The following is a 16962-nucleotide window of genomic DNA, read 5'->3' on the forward strand; positions in this document are numbered from 1 at the left end:
CTATCAAAGAGGTTACGAAAAATGCCGAGCGGGACACCATCCTTCTGGCGCTAAAGGAATCGGGAAACAATAAGTCCGAGGCCGCCCGTCGGCTGGGTATACACCGAACACAGTTGTACAAAAAGTTACGCAAATATGGGTTGCATATAGGAAGCGTCGGCTAAAGTTAATGAGGATTATCCACTTTTCACCAGCAATTCCCGCCGGAAAGGAAGCTCCCTTAGCCGGACGCCGGTGGCCTTGAATATCGCATTGGCCACGGCCGGGGCCACCGATGGGAAAACAGGTTCACCCACTCCTCCGGCCTTGAGATCGTTTTCCGCAATGTAGACTTCAATTTCAGGTACTTCGGAAATGGTCAGCACCCGGTATTCGTCATAGTTGGCCGTCTTCACGCCGCCGTCCGAAAAACGGATCTTCTCATAAAACGCCGTGCTCAATCCCATAATCACCCCGCTTTCGGCCTGGGCCCGGATCGCGTCCGGATATACGGCGGTACCGCAGTCTATCGCGCAGACGATCCTGTGCACGCGGATGCTCCCTTTTTCTCCAACCGACACCTCGGCCATGTGGGCGGCAAAAGATTCAAAACATGCGGTTACGGCAACGCCTCTTGCACGGCCTTCGGGAACCGGCAAATTCCACCCGCCTTTTTCGGCTGCCAGGGATAGCACACCATGGGCCCTGGAGCCTTTTTCCATGTGCGCCAATCGGAACGCAACCGGGTCCTTGCCGGCGGCATGGGCCAGCTCATCCATGAAAGATTCCACGGCAAAAGCATTTACCGAGTACCCCACCGAACGCCACCATCCCACCGTAATGGGAAGGTCCACCATCGCATAGTTCACATTGAGGTTGGTGAAAGCATAGGGCATATCCCCGAGGCCATGAACCGCATCCGGGTCGATGCCGTTTTGCACCGCCTGGGGCATCAATCGGCTCATGACCGATGGGGCGGCCACCTTGTGCGACCAGGCAATCACCTTTCCGTCTTTATCCAACCCGGCCTTTATGTTGCATTGACTGGCCGGGCGGAACCGGTCGTTGGCGAAATCGTCCTCCCGGGTCCAGATCACCTTGACCGGGCGGTTCAGGCTTTTGGACAGCAATACCGAATCGACAACTGCATCCTGTTCTCCTCGCAAGCCGAAACCGCCGCCAGCCGGCAGGGTCATGACCTCCACCTTTTCGACAGGCAGGCCGGTAAGTTTGGCTGTGGTCGACTGGGTAGCGGTTTGCCCCTGAGTGGGCATCCATATCCGGCAGCGCGTTTTTTCCACGTGGGCGGTGCAGTTGATGGGCTCCACTTGGGCATGGGAGATGTAAGGCAGTTTGTACGACTGCGCTAAAGTCTTGTCGGCATTGGCCAAGGCCTTGGCCGTGTCGCCACGCTTTTCAGCCACGGCCCCCGATTTCTCAAGGTGGGCCTTGAAAACCGCATCGATGGCGTCATCATCGAGGTCTGGATGGGAAGCGCCGGACCACCTGACATCCAGCGCTTCTCTTCCCTTTATAGCGGCATACGTCGTTTCCGCGCATACAGCTACCCTGCCCTCCAGGGGAACTACGTTGACGACCCCTTTGACTGCCAGGGCCGCCTTCTCATCATAGGATTGAAGCGAGGCGCCATAGCGGGGCGGGCGGGCTACCACGGCGATGCACATGCCGGGCACGTTGAAATCCATGCCAAAAACGGTTTTCCCCATGACCTTTTCGGGAATATCCAGGCGCTTTCTCGGTGTGCCGATAATGCGGTACTCTTTGGGGGCTTTCAGGGTCGGATTTTCAGGCACCGGGCGCTTTGCGGCAGCCTGAGCCAGTTGCCCGTAGGTGAGGCTGCGTCCGTCCGGATGAAGGACCTTCCCTTCCCGGGCAACACATTTTTTCCCGTCAATCCCCCATTTCCCGGCAGCCGCCTCGACCAGCATCTGCCGGGCGGCGGCGCCGACCTTACGGAGAAGATCCCATCGATGGCGGATACTGCTGCTTCCACCGGTCGCTTGTGCATGCCACACGGGACTTTTAAAGGGCTCGGCGGCAAGGGCCATTTTTACCTGCACCGTTTCCCAATCCGCGTCCAGTTCATCGGCAATAATCATGGGGATGCCGGTATGGGTTCCCTGACCGAGATTGGTCTGGCCCACCCAGACAGTAACCGTGTCATCGGTCGAGATTTCCAGAAACGCATGGGGCTTGAACGGCAGCGATGAAGCGCCCCTTGCCAAAGATGCATTGAACAGGCTTATGGAATTTGAAAAAGTGGCAGCGGCAATCACCAGGCTGCTTTGCTGCAAAAACGTTCTTCTCGTCATTTCGCTTTTCATGGTCTACCCTCCTTGTTTGGCAGTCATTTCGGCAGCCAGTCGGATGGCCTTTTTCATCCTGGGATGCGAACCGCATCGGCAAATGACGTTATCCATGGCTTCAGCGATCTGTGCTTCGGACGGATTGGGAACCCGGGAGAGAAAATCGACGGTCTGCAGCATGATGCCGGGTTGGCAGTATCCGCACTGGGGCACCTGTTTTTCGATCCAGGCGACCTTGACCGGGTGATCGTCGGGCAAGCCCTCAATGGTCGTTATATCGCTTCCTTCAGCATCTTTAACAGAGACGACACAGGAACGCTGGGCTTCACCGTTGATGAGGACCGTGCACATGCCGCATTCGGCAATGCCGCAGGTGTATTTCACGCTGGTAAATCCCAGGTTGTCCCGCAGAACCCACAGCAATGGGGTTTCAGGAGAAACATCCACCTGCTTCTTTTCACCATTTACCGTTAACGTAACCATACGCCCTCCTTTGTTGTATGATGACAGGGTAGTATAACAGAGACGATCGCATCCGATCAAATTAGAGATTTATGAGGCCACTTCCTGTTTATCCACAGTTATTATGACCCGTCGCATTCGACTTCATTTTTGCTTGTCGATTTCGATCTCATTCTGCAGAACCCGGTAGGTTTGGATAGGGTAGTGAAACCCCTTAACTTCAATTGTGCCGACCTCCTTACAGGGAATTGATTCTTTAACCAGCGCCCATGTAGCGTGGGAAATATAAATTTCCCCGGGCTCACAAGCCTGTTCCAAACGTGATGCCAGATTGGTATTCAGACCGATGGCGGAATATTCCATAAAACCTTCCGATCCGTAATTGCCGACATTGGCCATGCCGGAGTGGATGCCGCATCGAATCTGAAACGGGAACTGGACGCCCTGATTCCACCATTTCTCTCGCAACAGGGTCATCCTTTGCTGCATTTCCATGGCCATATTCAAACAGGCTAATGCATCTTCTCGCACCCCTTTTGTATCCGGCGCACCGAAGATGGCGTAGATGCTGTCGCCGGTGAACTGCGGGATGGTGCCGCCCCACTTGCGGACGATCCGGGCCATCTCTCCCAGGTACTCGTTGAGCAGTCGCGCCACGTCCTCGGGGTCGGATGCATCGGTAAACTGCGTGAAATCCTTGATGTCGGAAAAGAAAAGCGTCAGCTTCTTTCGCTGGTGGGACAGTTCAGCCGTAAACTCCCCCTTGAAAATTTTCTCGGTCACATTCGGATCGATGTACTTTGAGATCTGCGCCTGGGCTTCATAAAGGCGTTGATTGGCTGCCTTCAATGCTTGCGTTCGCGAGGCGACTTTTTCTTCCAGCCCGTTTTTCAGATCGTTTATCGTCTCCCACTGCATGCGCATCAAACCGTAGGTCATCAGGAAACATAAGTAAATCGGACCGATGGAGTAGAAGCTGTGCACTTGAAGACCGAAAAAAGGAAGAACGATACCAAAAAGAAATCCGTAAAGGTCAAAACCGAAAAATGCTGCAAATGTAATCTTTCGTATCCGCTTTTCTATCAGGTTTGACGTCGTCTTGATTCCTTTATAGAGGATGAAAAGTGGACATACCAGCAGATAGATGTTGAAGCTGATGTACGGAATGAAAAGCGGACCATACGTGTGCTCCCATCCGGTGGGGGAGTGATATGTCGGCGGGGCGATCAGCAGATCGGTAAACACCAGAACGAGCAAGCAGCTCGTTATACACGCATAGATAAACCATCGGTGTGCGGCAATCGGAATCCCAGCCAAGTTCTCTTTCAATCGCTCATTACGATCGGAAATCTGAAGAATGTATTCGATTTCAATAATAAAACTTAAGACACCGAAAAAATAGGGCCACTTGTTCCAGAAGGCGGCCTGCGCCTCATTTGAAGAAAGATGGAGCATGCCACTCGCGCCGTTGGCCAGGGCCATTCCCAAACAGAGCGCAAAGAGGAGTCGGTTGCGATTTTCCCGCGCGTCCTGAAAAATTACGGCCAGGCTCAACATCAACAATAGGGCGAAAGCGATTATCGGGGGCAGGGCAAAAGGATTCATGACCGCTCAAACTCCCAATGGTCCGGTTTTCAAGATTTCCATGGATGCGTGTGGCAGACAAACAAGTGACCGGGCGGGAAGGCCTACGCGCCCTACAGCTTATTCATTATTCGGGCATTACGGCAAGCCATTTAGACATGGCCGGTGTCCGATCAAGTAAAAAAGAATTACCTGCACCGTAAAGCCCGGACAACAAATCCTTACCTACCACAATAGCACTATTTTTTCCAAAATCGAAGACTGATCGGTTGCACCTTGAATCTGCTCTCCTTACAAGAAGATGAAAATATTTTCGGGCTTAATCTGTCCATGTTATTTCCCTTTATGGATAGAAAGTCATTTACCCACACGCTTTGCAAGTTCCGCCGGATAGCGATCGCCGGAGACCTCGATCTTGGCGAGGGCATCATTCAGGTCTTGAATTTCTCCCTCAGTCAGCTCCACCTCCGCTGCACCCAGATTCTCTTCCAGGCGATGCATTTTGGTGGTACCGGGAATGGGAACGATCCATGGTTTCTGGGCGATTACCCAGGCCAGCGCGATCTGAGCCTGGGTGGCGTTCTTGCCGGTGGCGATCTCCTTGACCAAATTTACCAAGATCTGATTGGCTTCCAGGTTCTCAGGTTTGAACCGTGGCACGATGCTGCGGAAATCATCATTATTGAAGGTAGAATTTTTATCGAATCTGCCGGTGAGAAATCCCTTGCCCAGCGGACTGAAGGGAACAAAGCCGATCCCGAATTCTTCCAGGGTGGGCAGCAGCTCTTCTTCGGGCTGGCGCCACATCATGGAGTATTCGCTTTGGATGGCCTTGAGCGGCAAGGCGGCATGCGCCCGGCGAATCGTCTCCACGCCCGCTTCGGAAAGCCCCCAGTGTCTGACCTTGCCCGCTTTGATCAGTTCAGCGACCGCTCCGGCGACCTCCTCGATGGGCACCTTGGGATCGACCCGATGCTGGTTGAACAGATCGATATGGTCCGTCCTGAGCCGTTTCAACGATGCATCGGCGACTTCACGAATTCGCTCCGGCCGGCTGTCCTGCGGCTTGTGCGAGTCGCCGTCCTGGAAGCCGAATTTGGTGGCGATCACCACCTTGTCGCGCACGGGTTCAAGCGCCTCGCCGACCAGTTCTTCATTGGTAAACGGTCCATAGCACTCCGCGGTGTCGAAAAAGGTGACGCCACGGTCAACGGCCGTGTGAATCAGCGCGATCATTTCTTTCTTGTCCGCCGCCGGACCGTAGCCGAAGCTCATGCCCATGCACCCGAGCCCGAGTGCGGAAACTTCAAGTCCGCTATTTCCCAATTGTCGTTTTTGCATTGTATTCTCCTTCCTTAAATATCCAATAGCATGCTCCCCATCCATTCCACGATTTCCGGATCGCGATGATCAAGGAAGCTGATAATTGCCTTGCCAACGGCCGTTTCATTCATGCAGGCCGCTCATCTCCCTCATCTGCAGAAGACGGCGGGACCACCAGACGCATGCAAAACAGGCACCCAACCCCACAAACCCCGATCACCCAGCCCATGGGCCGGGGCGTGCCGTCGGCGAACGCGCCGACCAGACCGGAGCCGACGATCCCGCTTCCGTATTGAATGGCTCCGATCAACGCGGAGACGGCACCGGCGCGCTGCGGAAAGTCGGCCAGGGCGCCCGTGATGGAGTTGGCGACAACAAAGCCGGTCGTGGAGACGAATACGAACAGCGGCGCGACCAGACCCCAGAGCCCGCCCCAACCGGTGCCGGCGGCAAGCGCTGTGATCATGGCGGAAAAGGCCGCGATAACCGTGCCGATCAACAGCATACGGTCATAGCCGAGGTGAACCACCAGACGGGAGTTCAGGATGTTGGCGCCCATGATACCGATTACGCCGATGCCGAAGAGCAGGCCGTAAAACTGTGCCGGCACATGGTAGTAGTCGATATAGGCAAACGGTGTTCCTGCGACATAGGCGAACATCCCGGCGTAGAGGAAACCGCCCGTCCCCGCGTATCCCAGCAGACGGCGGTGGCGTATAAGCTCGGTGTAGCGCATCATCGCCAGGCCGAGGGATTCGTGGTTGCGCCTCACAACCGGCAGTGTTTCCGGTATGGTGAAGATCATCGCCAGGGTCACCAGTCCAATACCGACCAGGGTCCAGAATATGGCGCGCCAGCCTGCCATGGCAACGATCTGACCGCCCACCATCGGCCCGATGAGCGGGGCGATCGCCATCACGGTGATCAAGGTCGACAACATCTGCGCCGCCCGGTTGCCTTCGTAGAGATCGCGTATCATCGCACGGGACAACGCCACGCTGGCACAGGCGCCCAGGGCCTGGACCAAGCGCCAGCCGATCATTGCCATGGCATCTCCTGCGAGTGCGCAGCCGGCCGAGCCGACCACAAACAGGAACAAGCCGATGGCCACCGATATGCGGCGGCCATAGCGGTCACTGATCGCCCCCCAGAGCAGCTGCCCCAGACTGAAGCCGATGAGATAGCCGGAGATCGTGAACTCGACCATGCCTGCATCCGCATGCAGAGAGCGCCGCATCGCCGGCATGGCGGGCAGGTAGAGATCGGTGGAGATCGAAGCGAACCCCATGAGCAGACTCAGAACAGCCAGCACATACCAGCCCGGAGCGGCCAGCAGCGCAGTACTGGTGTCCCCGTGCGAATTTGGACGAATGGATTCAGACATGATAACCTTATTTCAAACTTTCCATAAATAAACACGCAAGCTTGTCAGTTGAAACAAATTATAATTCTCCACGGACAAATTCGGAATATCCGATCCTACCAGAATATTGCCTGTTCCTGCATGGACCATGGTTTTTTTAGGATACAATCATTCGAAATGTTGTCTAAAGCTAAAAATCAGGGCAACTTCACTTTCGGTGGCGGAGAGCCGGTACAGCCGACCTGCATAAAATGATTTGACTAACCGCACTTAGTTGTATACACAACATTAATATGACGTTTTCATATGATCGCAATAAATCTCTGGGGCATCTGGCCGGGCTGACAAGCCGGCTGCTGAGCCAAGCGCTTGCCACGCGGTTCCAGGCGGCGGATATTGACATGACCGCTGAACAATGGGGCGCCATTCTCGTGCTGTTGGACGGTGATGCCATAACGCAAAAGCAGCTTGGAGAGCAGCTATACCTTGAAAAGTCCAGTGTGAGCCGCTTGCTGGACGGTCTCGAGCGGCGTGGCTGGATTGTGCGAACCAAGGACCCGAAAGACAGCAGGCAAAAACTCGTAGCAGCGACGCCAAAGGTCCTGGAAACGGCCGAACGTTGCGCAGTCATCGCCACAGCCCTTCTGGAAGACGCCCAGCGCGGCATGACCGAGGAGGAGCAGCTGGTCTGCCGGTCGTTCCTGTCGCGAATCATCGCCAACCTGCATGAATTGACCGGATAGGCATACGATAAAAATGAGCTAAATTGTTGCATATACAACCTTTAAGGAGGCAAAATGACCGTGCAATCGATACTCGAAGAGACCCAAACCTTTCTGGAACATCTGGGTCTGAACGAAGAGCCTTTTGGTGTGTATTACGACGACGTCAAACCAAAAAAAGCCTTCGGCCCAAAAACCGGTGTACCCATCTCCCGGGAATCGGAGGAAAAAGGTCAGGTGGACATGCAGGAAGTAATGAAAACTTTCTCCTGCGTTATCGGCAACATCTGGCTGGCCAGAAAAAAGAAATGCGCTGCCTTTATTTCAACGGAAGAGTATGGATGTCTCGGTGGGGTTTTCTACTGTTCCATGATGAAACCCAACCTCAGGTTCATCGAACATTACGTGACAACGGGCTTTGAAGGGACACCCGTTCAAGGGGAGCGATACCTCCCCTCGCCCGAGTCCATGAGGAAGTTCCTTGAAAAGGTCGACCCCCGCAAAGCACCGGCAAAATACTGTATCTTCAAGCCCCTATCCTTATTTTCCGACAACGAGGAGCCCGAATTTGTCATCTTTTTTGCCCGGCCCGAAGTATTGACCGGCCTTTTCGTCCAAACGACCTTCACCACGGGAGAGGTGGACTGTGTGGCCAGCCCCTTCGGCGCCGGGTGTACCAACATCCTGGCCTGGCCGCTTTATTACAAGGAAAAGGGGCTGGAAAAAGCGGTGCTCGGCGGTTTTGACCCCTCGGCCAGAAAATTCCTAAAAACCGACGAACTGACCTTCACGGTTCCCTGGTCCCTGTATCAAAAAATGCTGAAGGCCCTGCCGGAATCCATGTTCAATGTCGACGGGGAATGGACGTCCGTACGAAAAAAAGTCGATCGCAGTGCAGCGGCCTGGGGAGAAAAGGAGTAAGCATGCCGGCTGTGTGCAGCACGTCTTCGTGGAAGGCTGCGGGACCATGGCGGCCGGCCAACCCATCGTTTCACTGATGAACCTTTCCACATTGGTGCAGGGCCATCGGAAAATTCATTCAGTTCAGCGAGATGCCTGAAAGCCGGCTGCAAATTTCCATGAGCTGATCCTGCCGGCTTTCGTCACAGGCAATGGGATCGGGCGGCTGCTGCCGCATGTGGTGGAAGTATTTGCCGCTGACGCAGGCCGCCGCGTCGCCGGAAACCGCAAGCCAGACCTGGGTGCGGCACCCCTCATCGAGATCATCCGGCGCATGGGGGCCGCCCATTCGGGTCGGCACCCAGCCCGGGTCCACCGCGTTGGAGAAAACATCCGGCCAATAACGCGCCACCGCAAACGCCAGGAGCAGGTCATGCAGCTTGGTTTCAGCGTAGGCTGCCGAGCTGTTCCACGAACGCCGTTTCCATTGAACATCCGAAAAATCCGCGTTTGCGCCACGATGCATACTGGAACTGAGGTAAACCAGCCGCTTGGGCCGCTGGATAAGTGCGGTCAGGATATAAGGCCCCAGGGTGTTGACGGCGAAATGGCGGGAAAGCCCGTCTTGCGTTTCAATGCGACGCGGTGCGCGATAATCGGTGCCGGCATTGTGAATGACGGCATCGAAACGACCGATCCGGTTGACCTGCTCGGCGATACCGCAGGTCTGATCGATGCTCGACAGGTCCCCGGTCAACACCGCTTCCGCTGCCGGCAGCCGGCGCCTTGCGTCGGCCTCACGCGCTGAATTCCTCGCATGTAAAACGACCCGGTGCCCCCGGGACACCAGCAACTCGGCAGCCAGGAACCCCAGGCCATCGGTGGCGCCGGTGATAAAAACAAGTGACATGACAATCGCCTTTTTAGGCGGCGAATCCGTCGATCTTTGCTTCGCCGCGTTTGATTATGGGGCCGAGGTCTTCACAACCCGTATCGTACCGGACATCCCGCGAATATATTCGCTCCCGGATACGGCATGTCCAAGGGTATACAACCCTGCCGCACCACCGAAACGTCCGTAAAACATCACGACGTCTCCCCAGGGCGCATAGTAGGCGAGCGTTCCAGTCTCATGCGCCGCCGCTTGCGGGGTGTCGGCGGTATCGAGCTTCTTTGGCGGATAGAAGATTTTCTCGTTGCTGCCGTAATTTTCCACTTCGATGCGCAATGGCAGCTGGGCGTAGAGGCTCTTTGCCGCCGCACTGTTGTTGAGTTCGAACACGGTGGTGTTTCCGTTTGCCGTTACACTCAGGTTCATAACCGCTTCAGTTTCCGGCATATTCGGTTCATCCTTTTCAATTCGTGCGCTGCCTGACATTTTTGCGATCTCCTCGATTCCGGTTACGTTGATGCCCAGCCGGTGCATTTCATCGCCGGCATAAAAATCCTTGTAGAGCATAAATACATCGCCCCAAGGTTCATAGTAGCTCAGCTCTCCCTTTTTCCCGTCATGATACGCCTCACGAGCGGTTACGTTCAGCTTTTCGGGCGGATAGAACATCCACTGGGCATCACGAAAATTGGTGAGGTCCAGCTCCAGCGGCAGTTGATCGTAGAATTCTTTTGCGGCAGCGGTGTCATATAGCCGAAAGGTTGCCGTGTGCCCCCTGGACGCAATCTTGACCTGCATTTCCGATAAGGGCAACCCATGCACCTCATCGGCGGGGGTAGTCGCTTTTCCCTCTTTATCTAAAAAAGCAACGAGCGTGAAAAGCATCAAGCCGGCCATAGTTACAGATAAAAGTTGTTTCACGGGGTTCCTCCTTTCAAACGCCACCAACTGAAAAACGGTGATGGGTTTTCATCCGGCATTACCGGCTCGCCGATTTCGGGTGTCAGAAGCCGGTATGATTGGTTTTGGCATGCTTCTGTCAGACGTTTGAAGGGCTCGTCCCAGGGATGATTGGCAATGGTGAACCGGCCCACATGGGCGGGAATCAAAGCTCGGGCACCAAGGTCTTGGGCGGCCCGGGCCGCCTCCTCCGGCGTCATGTGGATATAGGACCAGCGAGGGTCGTACTGCCCACAATCCAGGAGCACCAGGTCAAACCCGCGAAATACATCTCCGATCTCGGAAAAGTGCGGCCCGTAGCCGCTGTCTCCACTGAAAAAGATCCGCAGTTTTGGGGTCTGGATGGCAAACCCCGCCCAGAGCGTCTTATTCTCTTTGAACAGTCTGCCCGAGTAATGCCGCGCAGGCAGTACATGAACGGAGAAGTCCTTTCCCAGTGCGATCTCTTCCCACCAATCCCCCTCACGGATCGTATCCACGGGGTAATCCCAGTACTCGAAATACGTTCCGACTCCCAGGGGGCAGATCACCTGCTTCACCTTTGATCTGAGCGTCAGAACCGTAGAATAGTCCAGGTGGTCCCAGTGGTCGTGGGAGATCAGCAGACAGTCGATCTCCGGCATATCTCCGGCGGCATAGATGGTGGTGCCGTCGAAGGCCCTGTTCATAAACGAAAAGGGCGCCGCATGGTCGCTGAAAACCGGATCGATCAAAATTCGTTTGCCACCGATCTGGACGAACCAGGATGAATGACCCAGCCAGACCACGGCATCTGTTTCCGGGTTCAGCGCCTTCAAATCTGTCTTAACGACCGGTACCAGTGAATCCGGGATCAGCCGATCATTTTTGTCAAAAAAACCGCTCCAGATGACTGAAGCCAACCCGACATCTGTTGAGAACTTGGGCGTGGGTATCCGGTTTTGAAATTTTCCATCCCTGTAATTGGATGACCCCTGAATGCGGTCAAGGCGACCCCCTTGGGGAAGTTTGCCGAATCTGGGCTGGTCGAAAACGGTACAGGCGCCCAATGCGAGACAGATGGCAACGATCAGAAGAAAACCCAGTGTGGCAGTTAATCGTTTCCCCATATTCTACCTGTCCAAGTCAATGGTGACCTTGATGGTGCTCCCCAGATCCCTGACGGCCTGGATGTCAGTGCTGATTTGTCCAAGGATAACCAGGTCTGGATTCCCTGAAGAAGCCTCTTTCGTTTCAGTGAAAATCACAAAATCCCGGCCGGGAATCCAATAGGCCAGATCTCCGCTGCGATACCCTGCCTGCACATCTTTTTTTTCATAATGCATTGGCGCAAATCCGCCGCAATAATCGACTGGACCGCGGTTGAGGGAGACGGTCACAGGCAGCATCGCCGCCAGATCCCTGGCCGGGGCGGTGTTATGCAAAATGGCCGGAATCACGGTATTTCCGATGGTCAGTGTAATCTTGGTGCCGTTTTCATTAGAAGTCTTCGAGCCGGCATTCGAGGCGTGCACCGTGCTGCAGCCGGCAAATGAAAGCAGCATCAGCATAACTGCGGAAAAAGAGAGAAGCGATTTCATTGTTATCTCCTTTTGCGCCTTATATGGTATATCCTGGTTTTTTAAAAAGCGCATCCACTTTTTTGCGAATCAGCGGATCATAAACCTTCTCTTTCCAGTCTTTCGGGTCGATTTCTTCAATGGCGACTGAAATCGATCCTTCACCAGAACCGGTGATGTTGACAACGTCTTCAACGATGGCGTCGGTCAACTGCCTTTTTTTGTCTTCCGGCGTTCCGGCCCGGATTTTTACCGTAACATGCGGCATGTTTCTTCCTTTTCCTTTTTCACGATGGTAAAGATGCACATCTGATAATATTTTTTCACATGGAATATCCCGGCTTCTTGTAAAGGTTTTCCATGTTCCCCCGGATTTCCGGATCGTATACCTTCTCCTTCCAGTCACCAGAGGAGATCTCTTCGATGTCGACCGAAACCGATTCTTCGCCGGATCCGATGATACTAACAACATCTTCAAAGATGGCGTCGGAAAGCCGCTGCTTGATCTGTTCAGACCTTCCGGGCCAGAGCTTTACAATCACATGTACCATGTCGTTCTCATGGTACCCTTCCGAAGCGAACGTTTGACCCGTGTTTTCCTTTCCGGGAAGAACCATCCCCGTCAAATCGCACACGGCTAAGGTTCCCAGAGCGACCGCGCTTTTTTTGATAAAACCCCGGCGTGATAATTTATTCTCCATCCGTCGTCCTTTATCTTATTGTCAGGCGTTTCGCCCCATCGTGTACGCCTGTTCGAAAGCGGGGCTATCTTTGGCGGCGCCTTCGTCCCATGCTCCGGTAACGGCCATGACGCCTTTGTCTTTAACGCCGCTAAAACTCCTGGTGAAAACTCTCAGGCTTTCAACGGAGCTTTCCACCTGAGAGCTCCCACCGGCGCAGGAAACCGCGAAATAGACGTCTTTGTCCCGAATCATGGTGTAAATGGGGCACACCCTGTCGATGAAGACCTTCATCCGACCGTTCATCATGTGAAAATAGACCGGGGTGGCAAGCACCATGATGTCGGCAGCGAGCATTTTTTCGTGAATTTCGGCCATGTCGTCTTCCAGAACGCATGAACCTGGATTATGGATGCAAGCCAGGCACCCGGTACAGTGGTCGATATTTTGCTCCGACAGCCGGATTTTCTCCACATGGTGACCGGACGCCTGCGCTCCCCGCATGAACCTATCACAAAGCGCATCGGAGTTGCTGTTTGCTCTGGGGCTTGCCGAAATAATCAGTATTTTTTTGCCTGGGGCGTTGTTTCTTGCGGCCTGTGCTTCCGATGACAGGACAGTGGAGGCCATCCCCGCAATAAAAGGAGCTGCTGCCATGGCAACACCGGCTTTAAGAAAATCCCGACGTTCATGGGAGACAGCCGTTCGTATGTTACCCATGCGCTTGTTTCTGACCTCCATGTCCGACCTTCCTCATATCGTAGATCTTATTTCCTGCTGCTCAACACCTCGGTAAGGATATTGCGGGCGCTTTCGGCCTGGGCCTTGCCCACCTTGGCGCCCAGTACGGAGATGAAGCCGTTCATCTGAGCTTCGGTCAGGCCGGTATTCATGGCCGCGCCAAGGTGGAATCTCAGTTGCCCTTCGGTGCCGGTCATGTTGGCCAGGGCCGAAATGGTGGCCAATTCCCTGTCCTTATGGCTGATCACATCACGGACAAAAAGATCTGCAAACAGGTGTTCTTTCAGGAACATATCCATGGCGGGCGAGAAGACCTGCCACTTGGCCCCGGAAATATCTGTTTCCCTTCCGGCAAGTTTGGCCCTCACTTTGGCCCCGTAAGCGTCCCTGTTAAAATCCGCCGGAACGGGGCCGGCCTCTTTGCCCACCGTATCTTCGATGCCGTTTGCCTTCCGTTCGTCCACGACCCCCATAAAGGCGCCCATGGCGTTCAGGCTGCGGGGGAATCCCGTATAGGCATACAGGTGGACCAGGACTTCCTTGATTTCATTGACCGTCAGGCCATTGTCCAGTCCTTGATTCAATACCGGTTTCAGCCGGTCCATATCTCCACTGGCGGTAAAGGCCGCGATGGGAATGATGCCCTGCTGTCTTTGATCCAGGGATAGAACGTTTTCCTTATGTTTCTTTTCCAAACCCAGGGCTGCTCCCGGAATCGACAGGGCAATTGCGATGAAAAAAGAAATAACAGCTGATTTCATGGCGACCTCCTTATTTTCCAAGGTACTGCTCATCCGTGACCTTTTCCTTCCAGATGACGTTCTGGCCATCCAGAACACCGGTAAGGACCAGATGGGTCATGGGGGAGTCAGGCGTGGCACCGTGCCAGTGATCGATGTCGGGCGGGCACCAGACGGCGTCGCCGGTCTTGATTGTAACAATCTTTCCATCGCGCGTCCCGGTCAGGCCGACACCTGCGGTCACAACCATATGTTGTCCCGCGGGATGGAGATGCCAGGCGGTTCTGGCGCCGGGCTGAAACGTGACATAGGCCCCTGAGTAATGGGCGGTTTCATTGGAAGGAAACACCATATCCACCTGAACGTCACCGGTAAACAGGTTGTCCGGCCCTTTGAAAGACTTCTGGGTCCCGGCCTGAAATATCTCCTGTGTAGCCTTGCTTGAACCGGCATAGGCGGCTGTTGCGAAAAAAGTCAAAATAGTTGTTAGTATTGTTAGTTTTTTCATATTGTTATCTCCTTTTTTTTAAGGGAGGGGTATATTTATTGATATACGGGGAACACGCTGGCCTCCCCATAATCCTCGATGCGTTCCATGTTTTTCAACCGCTCCATATCTTCTTCAGAGATAGCAAAATCTACGTCCGCATTGTCTTTCATGTGGTCCGGCTTTGCGGTCTTCGGCAAGGGAAGGAGATCAAGCTGCAAGGTATAACGAATGCAGAGCCGTGGCACGGAAACGCCATATTTTTTCGCCATTTCGGCGATTTCCCCGTTCTTCAGGATCTCTCCGTGTCCAAAGGGAGAATAGGCCTCCACAAGCATGCCCTTTTCCTGAGAATATTGAATCAGCTCTTTGGGTGTGTTGCTGATATGTGCCAAAATCTGATTGACCATGGGTTTGACAGAGCAGGACTCGAGGATGTTATCGATGTCCGCTTTTTCAAAATTCGAAAGACCGATGGCGCGAAGTTTCCCGGCTTCATAGGCTTCTTCAAGTGCCCTCCATGCTTCGCGGTTTCCTTCAAAGTAAGGATCGGGCCCACGGAATTCCGTCCATGGATACGGACTGTGAATGATCATCAGATCAAGATAATCGAGCCCCATGGTTTTAAGCGACGTATCAATCGATTCAACAGCCTCTTTATAGGACTTTACTTCCGCCGCAAGTTTGGTGGTCACAAACAGGTCCTCTCTGTTTACACCACACGCCCGGATACCCTCTCCAACACCGGCTTCATTCCCGTATGCCTGGGCCGTATCAATATGCCGATAGCCGATTTCAACCGCATCCTTCACGGCCTGGGCGGCATTTTGATCGGGTATAAACCAGGTTCCAAGACCCAGTTTCGGGATTTCAATTCCATTGGACAGCGTATATGTTTCTTTCAGTATCATACTGTGACCTCCTTTTATTTGATTAAAAAAGGCTCCATGTTTACTGGTCTTACGGATCGTTATCTGCCAAGATTTTCGGTAAAAAAGGATTCCAGTTTGTCAAACGGTATCATATCGGTCCGGTCGTACAGATCAATGTGCCTTGCGCCCGGAACAATGACGAGTTCCTTTGGCTCGGCAGCCATTTTATAGGCATCTTCTGTGAAGTATCTTGAGTGGGCATTCTCGCCCATGATGAATAGAATCGGTCTTGGCGAAATCGTCTCGATGGTGTTCAACAAAGGGAAATTCATGAAAGCCATGTTGCTTGTTTGCGTAAACGGGCCGTGTGATCTTGGATGATGGCCACGCTCCATGGCGTAGTATTCCCAAAACTCACTCGAAATGGGATCCAGGCCTTCCGGAATGGAATCGGCCGCTTCACTAGGGAATCCCGGGGGCAACAACGGACTGCCGTTTTCAAAATCCTTCCAGCGCTGCTCTCCAAGCTGGTCGAGGGTTTTGCTGCGCTGTTCGTCAGGCATCCCGTCTTTCCACCCGTAGCGGATAACACGGCTCATATCGTACATGCTTGCCGTGGCAACGGCTTTGATGCGATGGTCTACCTGCGCTGCGGTGAGGGCAAATGCCCCGCTGCCGCAGATGCCGATCACGCCGATTCGGTTTCTGTCCACAAAGGGACGCGTCCCCAGAAAGTCCACGCCCGCGCTGAAATCTTCAACGAATATATCGGGCGAGGACACGTGTCTGGGCATACCGCCGCTTTCGCCATTGAATGATTCATCGAAGGCCATGGCGACAAATCCCCTTTCTGCCATGGTCTGGGCATAGATGCCGGCACCCTGCTCCTTGACGCCGCCATAGGGTGTGCCTATGAGAAGTGCCGGATATGTTTTGGATTTATCGATGGTTTTGGGCATATACATATCCGCGGCCACGGTGATTCCGTATCTGTTGGGATAGGACACTTTTTCTTGAATCACCTGGTTGCTTTTGGCAAAGGTCTTGTCCCATTTCTGGGCGCCGACCGTCATGGAAGCGCACCCCATGAAAAAAAGCGAGACCACAACCGCCAAAAGCGTTCGAATGTAGCAAGTCCGTGTTGACTTCATTTTCATATTAAATCCCCTTTCATTAAGAATAATTGTTATCAATTTAAACTTTATAATAATACCCGGACGGATGACTTTGAATACCTGATCCTGCCAATAGATTGCCTATTCCTGCATACAATTCTATTTTCGTGCGACTGCCCATGGACGGGATTCACTCCGGTCAAAAGAGTGGGTGTTCATGGTCTTTGCTATTGTGCAGTCACCTTGTCCATCTTATCCCCCGGGCGGTGAGAATAGT

The 16962-nt window shown here is 53.8% G+C and carries 19 protein-coding genes; 3 read left to right on the forward strand and 16 right to left on the reverse strand.

Annotated features, from left to right (window positions below):
• Positions 1–2 precede the first annotated feature (2 nt).
• Entirely contained in the window at positions 3–164 is a 162-nt protein-coding gene (locus tag GN111_RS33855) for a helix-turn-helix domain-containing protein (protein ID WP_269433848.1), read from the forward strand.
• Between the two features lie 12 nt (positions 165–176).
• Here GN111_RS33855 and GN111_RS08030 read toward each other — a convergent pair whose 3' ends face one another.
• The 5 genes from GN111_RS08030 to GN111_RS08050 form a co-directional block, all read right to left on the reverse strand.
• A complete protein-coding gene (locus tag GN111_RS08030) occupies positions 177–2324 on the reverse strand; it encodes a xanthine dehydrogenase family protein molybdopterin-binding subunit (RefSeq protein WP_155303261.1) in 2148 nt (715 codons plus the stop codon).
• A gap of 3 nt (positions 2325–2327) precedes the next feature.
• Entirely contained in the window at positions 2328–2789 is a 462-nt protein-coding gene (locus GN111_RS08035; protein ID WP_155303262.1) for a (2Fe-2S)-binding protein, read from the reverse strand.
• Positions 2790–2912: 123 nt separating this feature from the next.
• The gene (locus GN111_RS08040) at positions 2913–4373 is read right to left on the reverse strand and encodes an adenylate/guanylate cyclase domain-containing protein (protein WP_155303263.1); all 1461 of its coding nucleotides are present in this window, start codon (positions 4371–4373) and stop codon (positions 2913–2915) included.
• Positions 4374–4709: 336 nt separating this feature from the next.
• Positions 4710–5693, reverse strand: coding sequence for an aldo/keto reductase (locus tag GN111_RS08045; protein ID WP_155303264.1), 984 nt, complete (start codon positions 5691–5693; stop codon positions 4710–4712).
• Between the two features lie 109 nt (positions 5694–5802).
• A complete protein-coding gene (locus GN111_RS08050) occupies positions 5803–7059 on the reverse strand; it encodes a multidrug effflux MFS transporter (protein ID WP_155303265.1) in 1257 nt (418 codons plus the stop codon).
• Positions 7060–7331: 272 nt separating this feature from the next.
• Between GN111_RS08050 and GN111_RS08055 the strand changes: the two genes are divergently transcribed.
• Complete coding sequence (locus GN111_RS08055; protein ID WP_155303266.1) at positions 7332–7781, forward strand: MarR family winged helix-turn-helix transcriptional regulator; 450 nt, start codon at positions 7332–7334, stop codon at positions 7779–7781.
• Positions 7782–7835: 54 nt separating this feature from the next.
• Entirely contained in the window at positions 7836–8681 is an 846-nt protein-coding gene (locus GN111_RS08060) for a DUF169 domain-containing protein (RefSeq protein ID WP_155303267.1), read from the forward strand.
• Between the two features lie 118 nt (positions 8682–8799).
• On the opposite strand, the gene GN111_RS08065 is transcribed toward GN111_RS08060, so the two are convergent.
• Genes GN111_RS08065 through GN111_RS08115 form a run of 11 tightly spaced genes read right to left on the reverse strand, consistent with a single transcriptional unit; the run spans position 8800 to position 16727 of the window.
• Entirely contained in the window at positions 8800–9570 is a 771-nt protein-coding gene (locus tag GN111_RS08065) for an SDR family NAD(P)-dependent oxidoreductase (protein WP_155303268.1), read from the reverse strand.
• A gap of 54 nt (positions 9571–9624) precedes the next feature.
• A complete protein-coding gene (locus GN111_RS33330) occupies positions 9625–10473 on the reverse strand; it encodes a cyclophilin-like fold protein (protein ID WP_197740512.1) in 849 nt (282 codons plus the stop codon).
• Positions 10470–11600, reverse strand: a complete 1131-nt coding sequence (locus tag GN111_RS08075; RefSeq protein ID WP_155303269.1) for an MBL fold metallo-hydrolase — start codon at positions 11598–11600, stop codon at positions 10470–10472. The genes GN111_RS33330 and GN111_RS08075 overlap by 4 nt, the downstream gene beginning before the upstream one ends.
• Before the next feature lie 3 nt (positions 11601–11603).
• Positions 11604–12071 (reverse strand): cyclophilin-like fold protein, encoded by a 468-nt coding sequence (locus GN111_RS08080; RefSeq protein ID WP_170302190.1) that lies wholly within the window; start codon positions 12069–12071, stop codon positions 11604–11606.
• Positions 12072–12090: 19 nt separating this feature from the next.
• Positions 12091–12318: a tautomerase family protein gene (locus GN111_RS08085; RefSeq protein ID WP_155303271.1), complete on the reverse strand. Its 228-nt coding sequence runs from the start codon at positions 12316–12318 to the stop codon at positions 12091–12093.
• 55 nt (positions 12319–12373) lie between these two features.
• On the reverse strand, positions 12374–12751 hold the full coding sequence (locus GN111_RS08090; RefSeq protein WP_155303272.1) for a tautomerase family protein: 378 nt from the start codon (positions 12749–12751) through the stop codon (positions 12374–12376).
• Between the two features lie 21 nt (positions 12752–12772).
• Entirely contained in the window at positions 12773–13471 is a 699-nt protein-coding gene (locus tag GN111_RS08095) for a flavodoxin family protein (RefSeq protein ID WP_170302191.1), read from the reverse strand.
• A gap of 26 nt (positions 13472–13497) precedes the next feature.
• The gene (locus tag GN111_RS08100) at positions 13498–14232 is read right to left on the reverse strand and encodes a carboxymuconolactone decarboxylase family protein (protein ID WP_155303273.1); all 735 of its coding nucleotides are present in this window, start codon (positions 14230–14232) and stop codon (positions 13498–13500) included.
• Positions 14233–14242: 10 nt separating this feature from the next.
• Positions 14243–14719, reverse strand: coding sequence for a (R)-mandelonitrile lyase (locus GN111_RS08105; RefSeq protein WP_155303274.1), 477 nt, complete (start codon positions 14717–14719; stop codon positions 14243–14245).
• Positions 14720–14754: 35 nt separating this feature from the next.
• On the reverse strand, positions 14755–15609 hold the full coding sequence (locus GN111_RS08110; RefSeq protein ID WP_155303275.1) for an aldo/keto reductase: 855 nt from the start codon (positions 15607–15609) through the stop codon (positions 14755–14757).
• A 59-nt stretch (positions 15610–15668) separates the two neighbouring features.
• Positions 15669–16727 carry an alpha/beta hydrolase gene (locus GN111_RS08115; protein WP_231715701.1) on the reverse strand — a complete coding sequence of 353 codons (1059 nt, stop codon included), beginning with the start codon at positions 16725–16727 and terminating at the stop codon, positions 15669–15671.
• Between the last annotated feature and the right edge of the window lie 235 nt (positions 16728–16962).

The sequence above is a fragment of the Desulfosarcina widdelii genome (assembly GCF_009688965.1).
Taxonomy (GTDB): domain Bacteria; phylum Desulfobacterota; class Desulfobacteria; order Desulfobacterales; family Desulfosarcinaceae; genus Desulfosarcina; species Desulfosarcina widdelii.

What these genes read in the sequence shown, in the direction of transcription:
- GN111_RS08095 (WP_170302191.1), bottom strand. Translation starts at nt 13,471, where the DNA reads ATGGAGGTCAGAAACAAGCGCATGGGTAACATACGAACGGCTGTCTCC.
- GN111_RS08080 (WP_170302190.1), bottom strand. Translation starts at nt 12,071, where the DNA reads ATGAAATCGCTTCTCTCTTTTTCCGCAGTTATGCTGATGCTGCTTTCA.
- GN111_RS08090 (WP_155303272.1), bottom strand. Translation starts at nt 12,751, where the DNA reads ATGGAGAATAAATTATCACGCCGGGGTTTTATCAAAAAAAGCGCGGTC.
- GN111_RS08060 (WP_155303267.1), top strand. Translation starts at nt 7,836, where the DNA reads ATGACCGTGCAATCGATACTCGAAGAGACCCAAACCTTTCTGGAACAT.
- GN111_RS08110 (WP_155303275.1), bottom strand. Translation starts at nt 15,609, where the DNA reads ATGATACTGAAAGAAACATATACGCTGTCCAATGGAATTGAAATCCCG.
- GN111_RS08030 (WP_155303261.1), bottom strand. Translation starts at nt 2,324, where the DNA reads ATGAAAAGCGAAATGACGAGAAGAACGTTTTTGCAGCAAAGCAGCCTG.
- GN111_RS08055 (WP_155303266.1), top strand. Translation starts at nt 7,332, where the DNA reads ATGACGTTTTCATATGATCGCAATAAATCTCTGGGGCATCTGGCCGGG.
- GN111_RS08035 (WP_155303262.1), bottom strand. Translation starts at nt 2,789, where the DNA reads ATGGTTACGTTAACGGTAAATGGTGAAAAGAAGCAGGTGGATGTTTCT.
- GN111_RS08050 (WP_155303265.1), bottom strand. Translation starts at nt 7,059, where the DNA reads ATGTCTGAATCCATTCGTCCAAATTCGCACGGGGACACCAGTACTGCG.
- GN111_RS08045 (WP_155303264.1), bottom strand. Translation starts at nt 5,693, where the DNA reads ATGCAAAAACGACAATTGGGAAATAGCGGACTTGAAGTTTCCGCACTC.
- GN111_RS08085 (WP_155303271.1), bottom strand. Translation starts at nt 12,318, where the DNA reads ATGCCGCATGTTACGGTAAAAATCCGGGCCGGAACGCCGGAAGACAAA.
- GN111_RS08075 (WP_155303269.1), bottom strand. Translation starts at nt 11,600, where the DNA reads ATGGGGAAACGATTAACTGCCACACTGGGTTTTCTTCTGATCGTTGCC.
- GN111_RS08115 (WP_231715701.1), bottom strand. Translation starts at nt 16,727, where the DNA reads ATGAAAATGAAGTCAACACGGACTTGCTACATTCGAACGCTTTTGGCG.
- GN111_RS08065 (WP_155303268.1), bottom strand. Translation starts at nt 9,570, where the DNA reads ATGTCACTTGTTTTTATCACCGGCGCCACCGATGGCCTGGGGTTCCTG.
- GN111_RS08105 (WP_155303274.1), bottom strand. Translation starts at nt 14,719, where the DNA reads ATGAAAAAACTAACAATACTAACAACTATTTTGACTTTTTTCGCAACA.
- GN111_RS08040 (WP_155303263.1), bottom strand. Translation starts at nt 4,373, where the DNA reads ATGAATCCTTTTGCCCTGCCCCCGATAATCGCTTTCGCCCTATTGTTG.
- GN111_RS08100 (WP_155303273.1), bottom strand. Translation starts at nt 14,232, where the DNA reads ATGAAATCAGCTGTTATTTCTTTTTTCATCGCAATTGCCCTGTCGATT.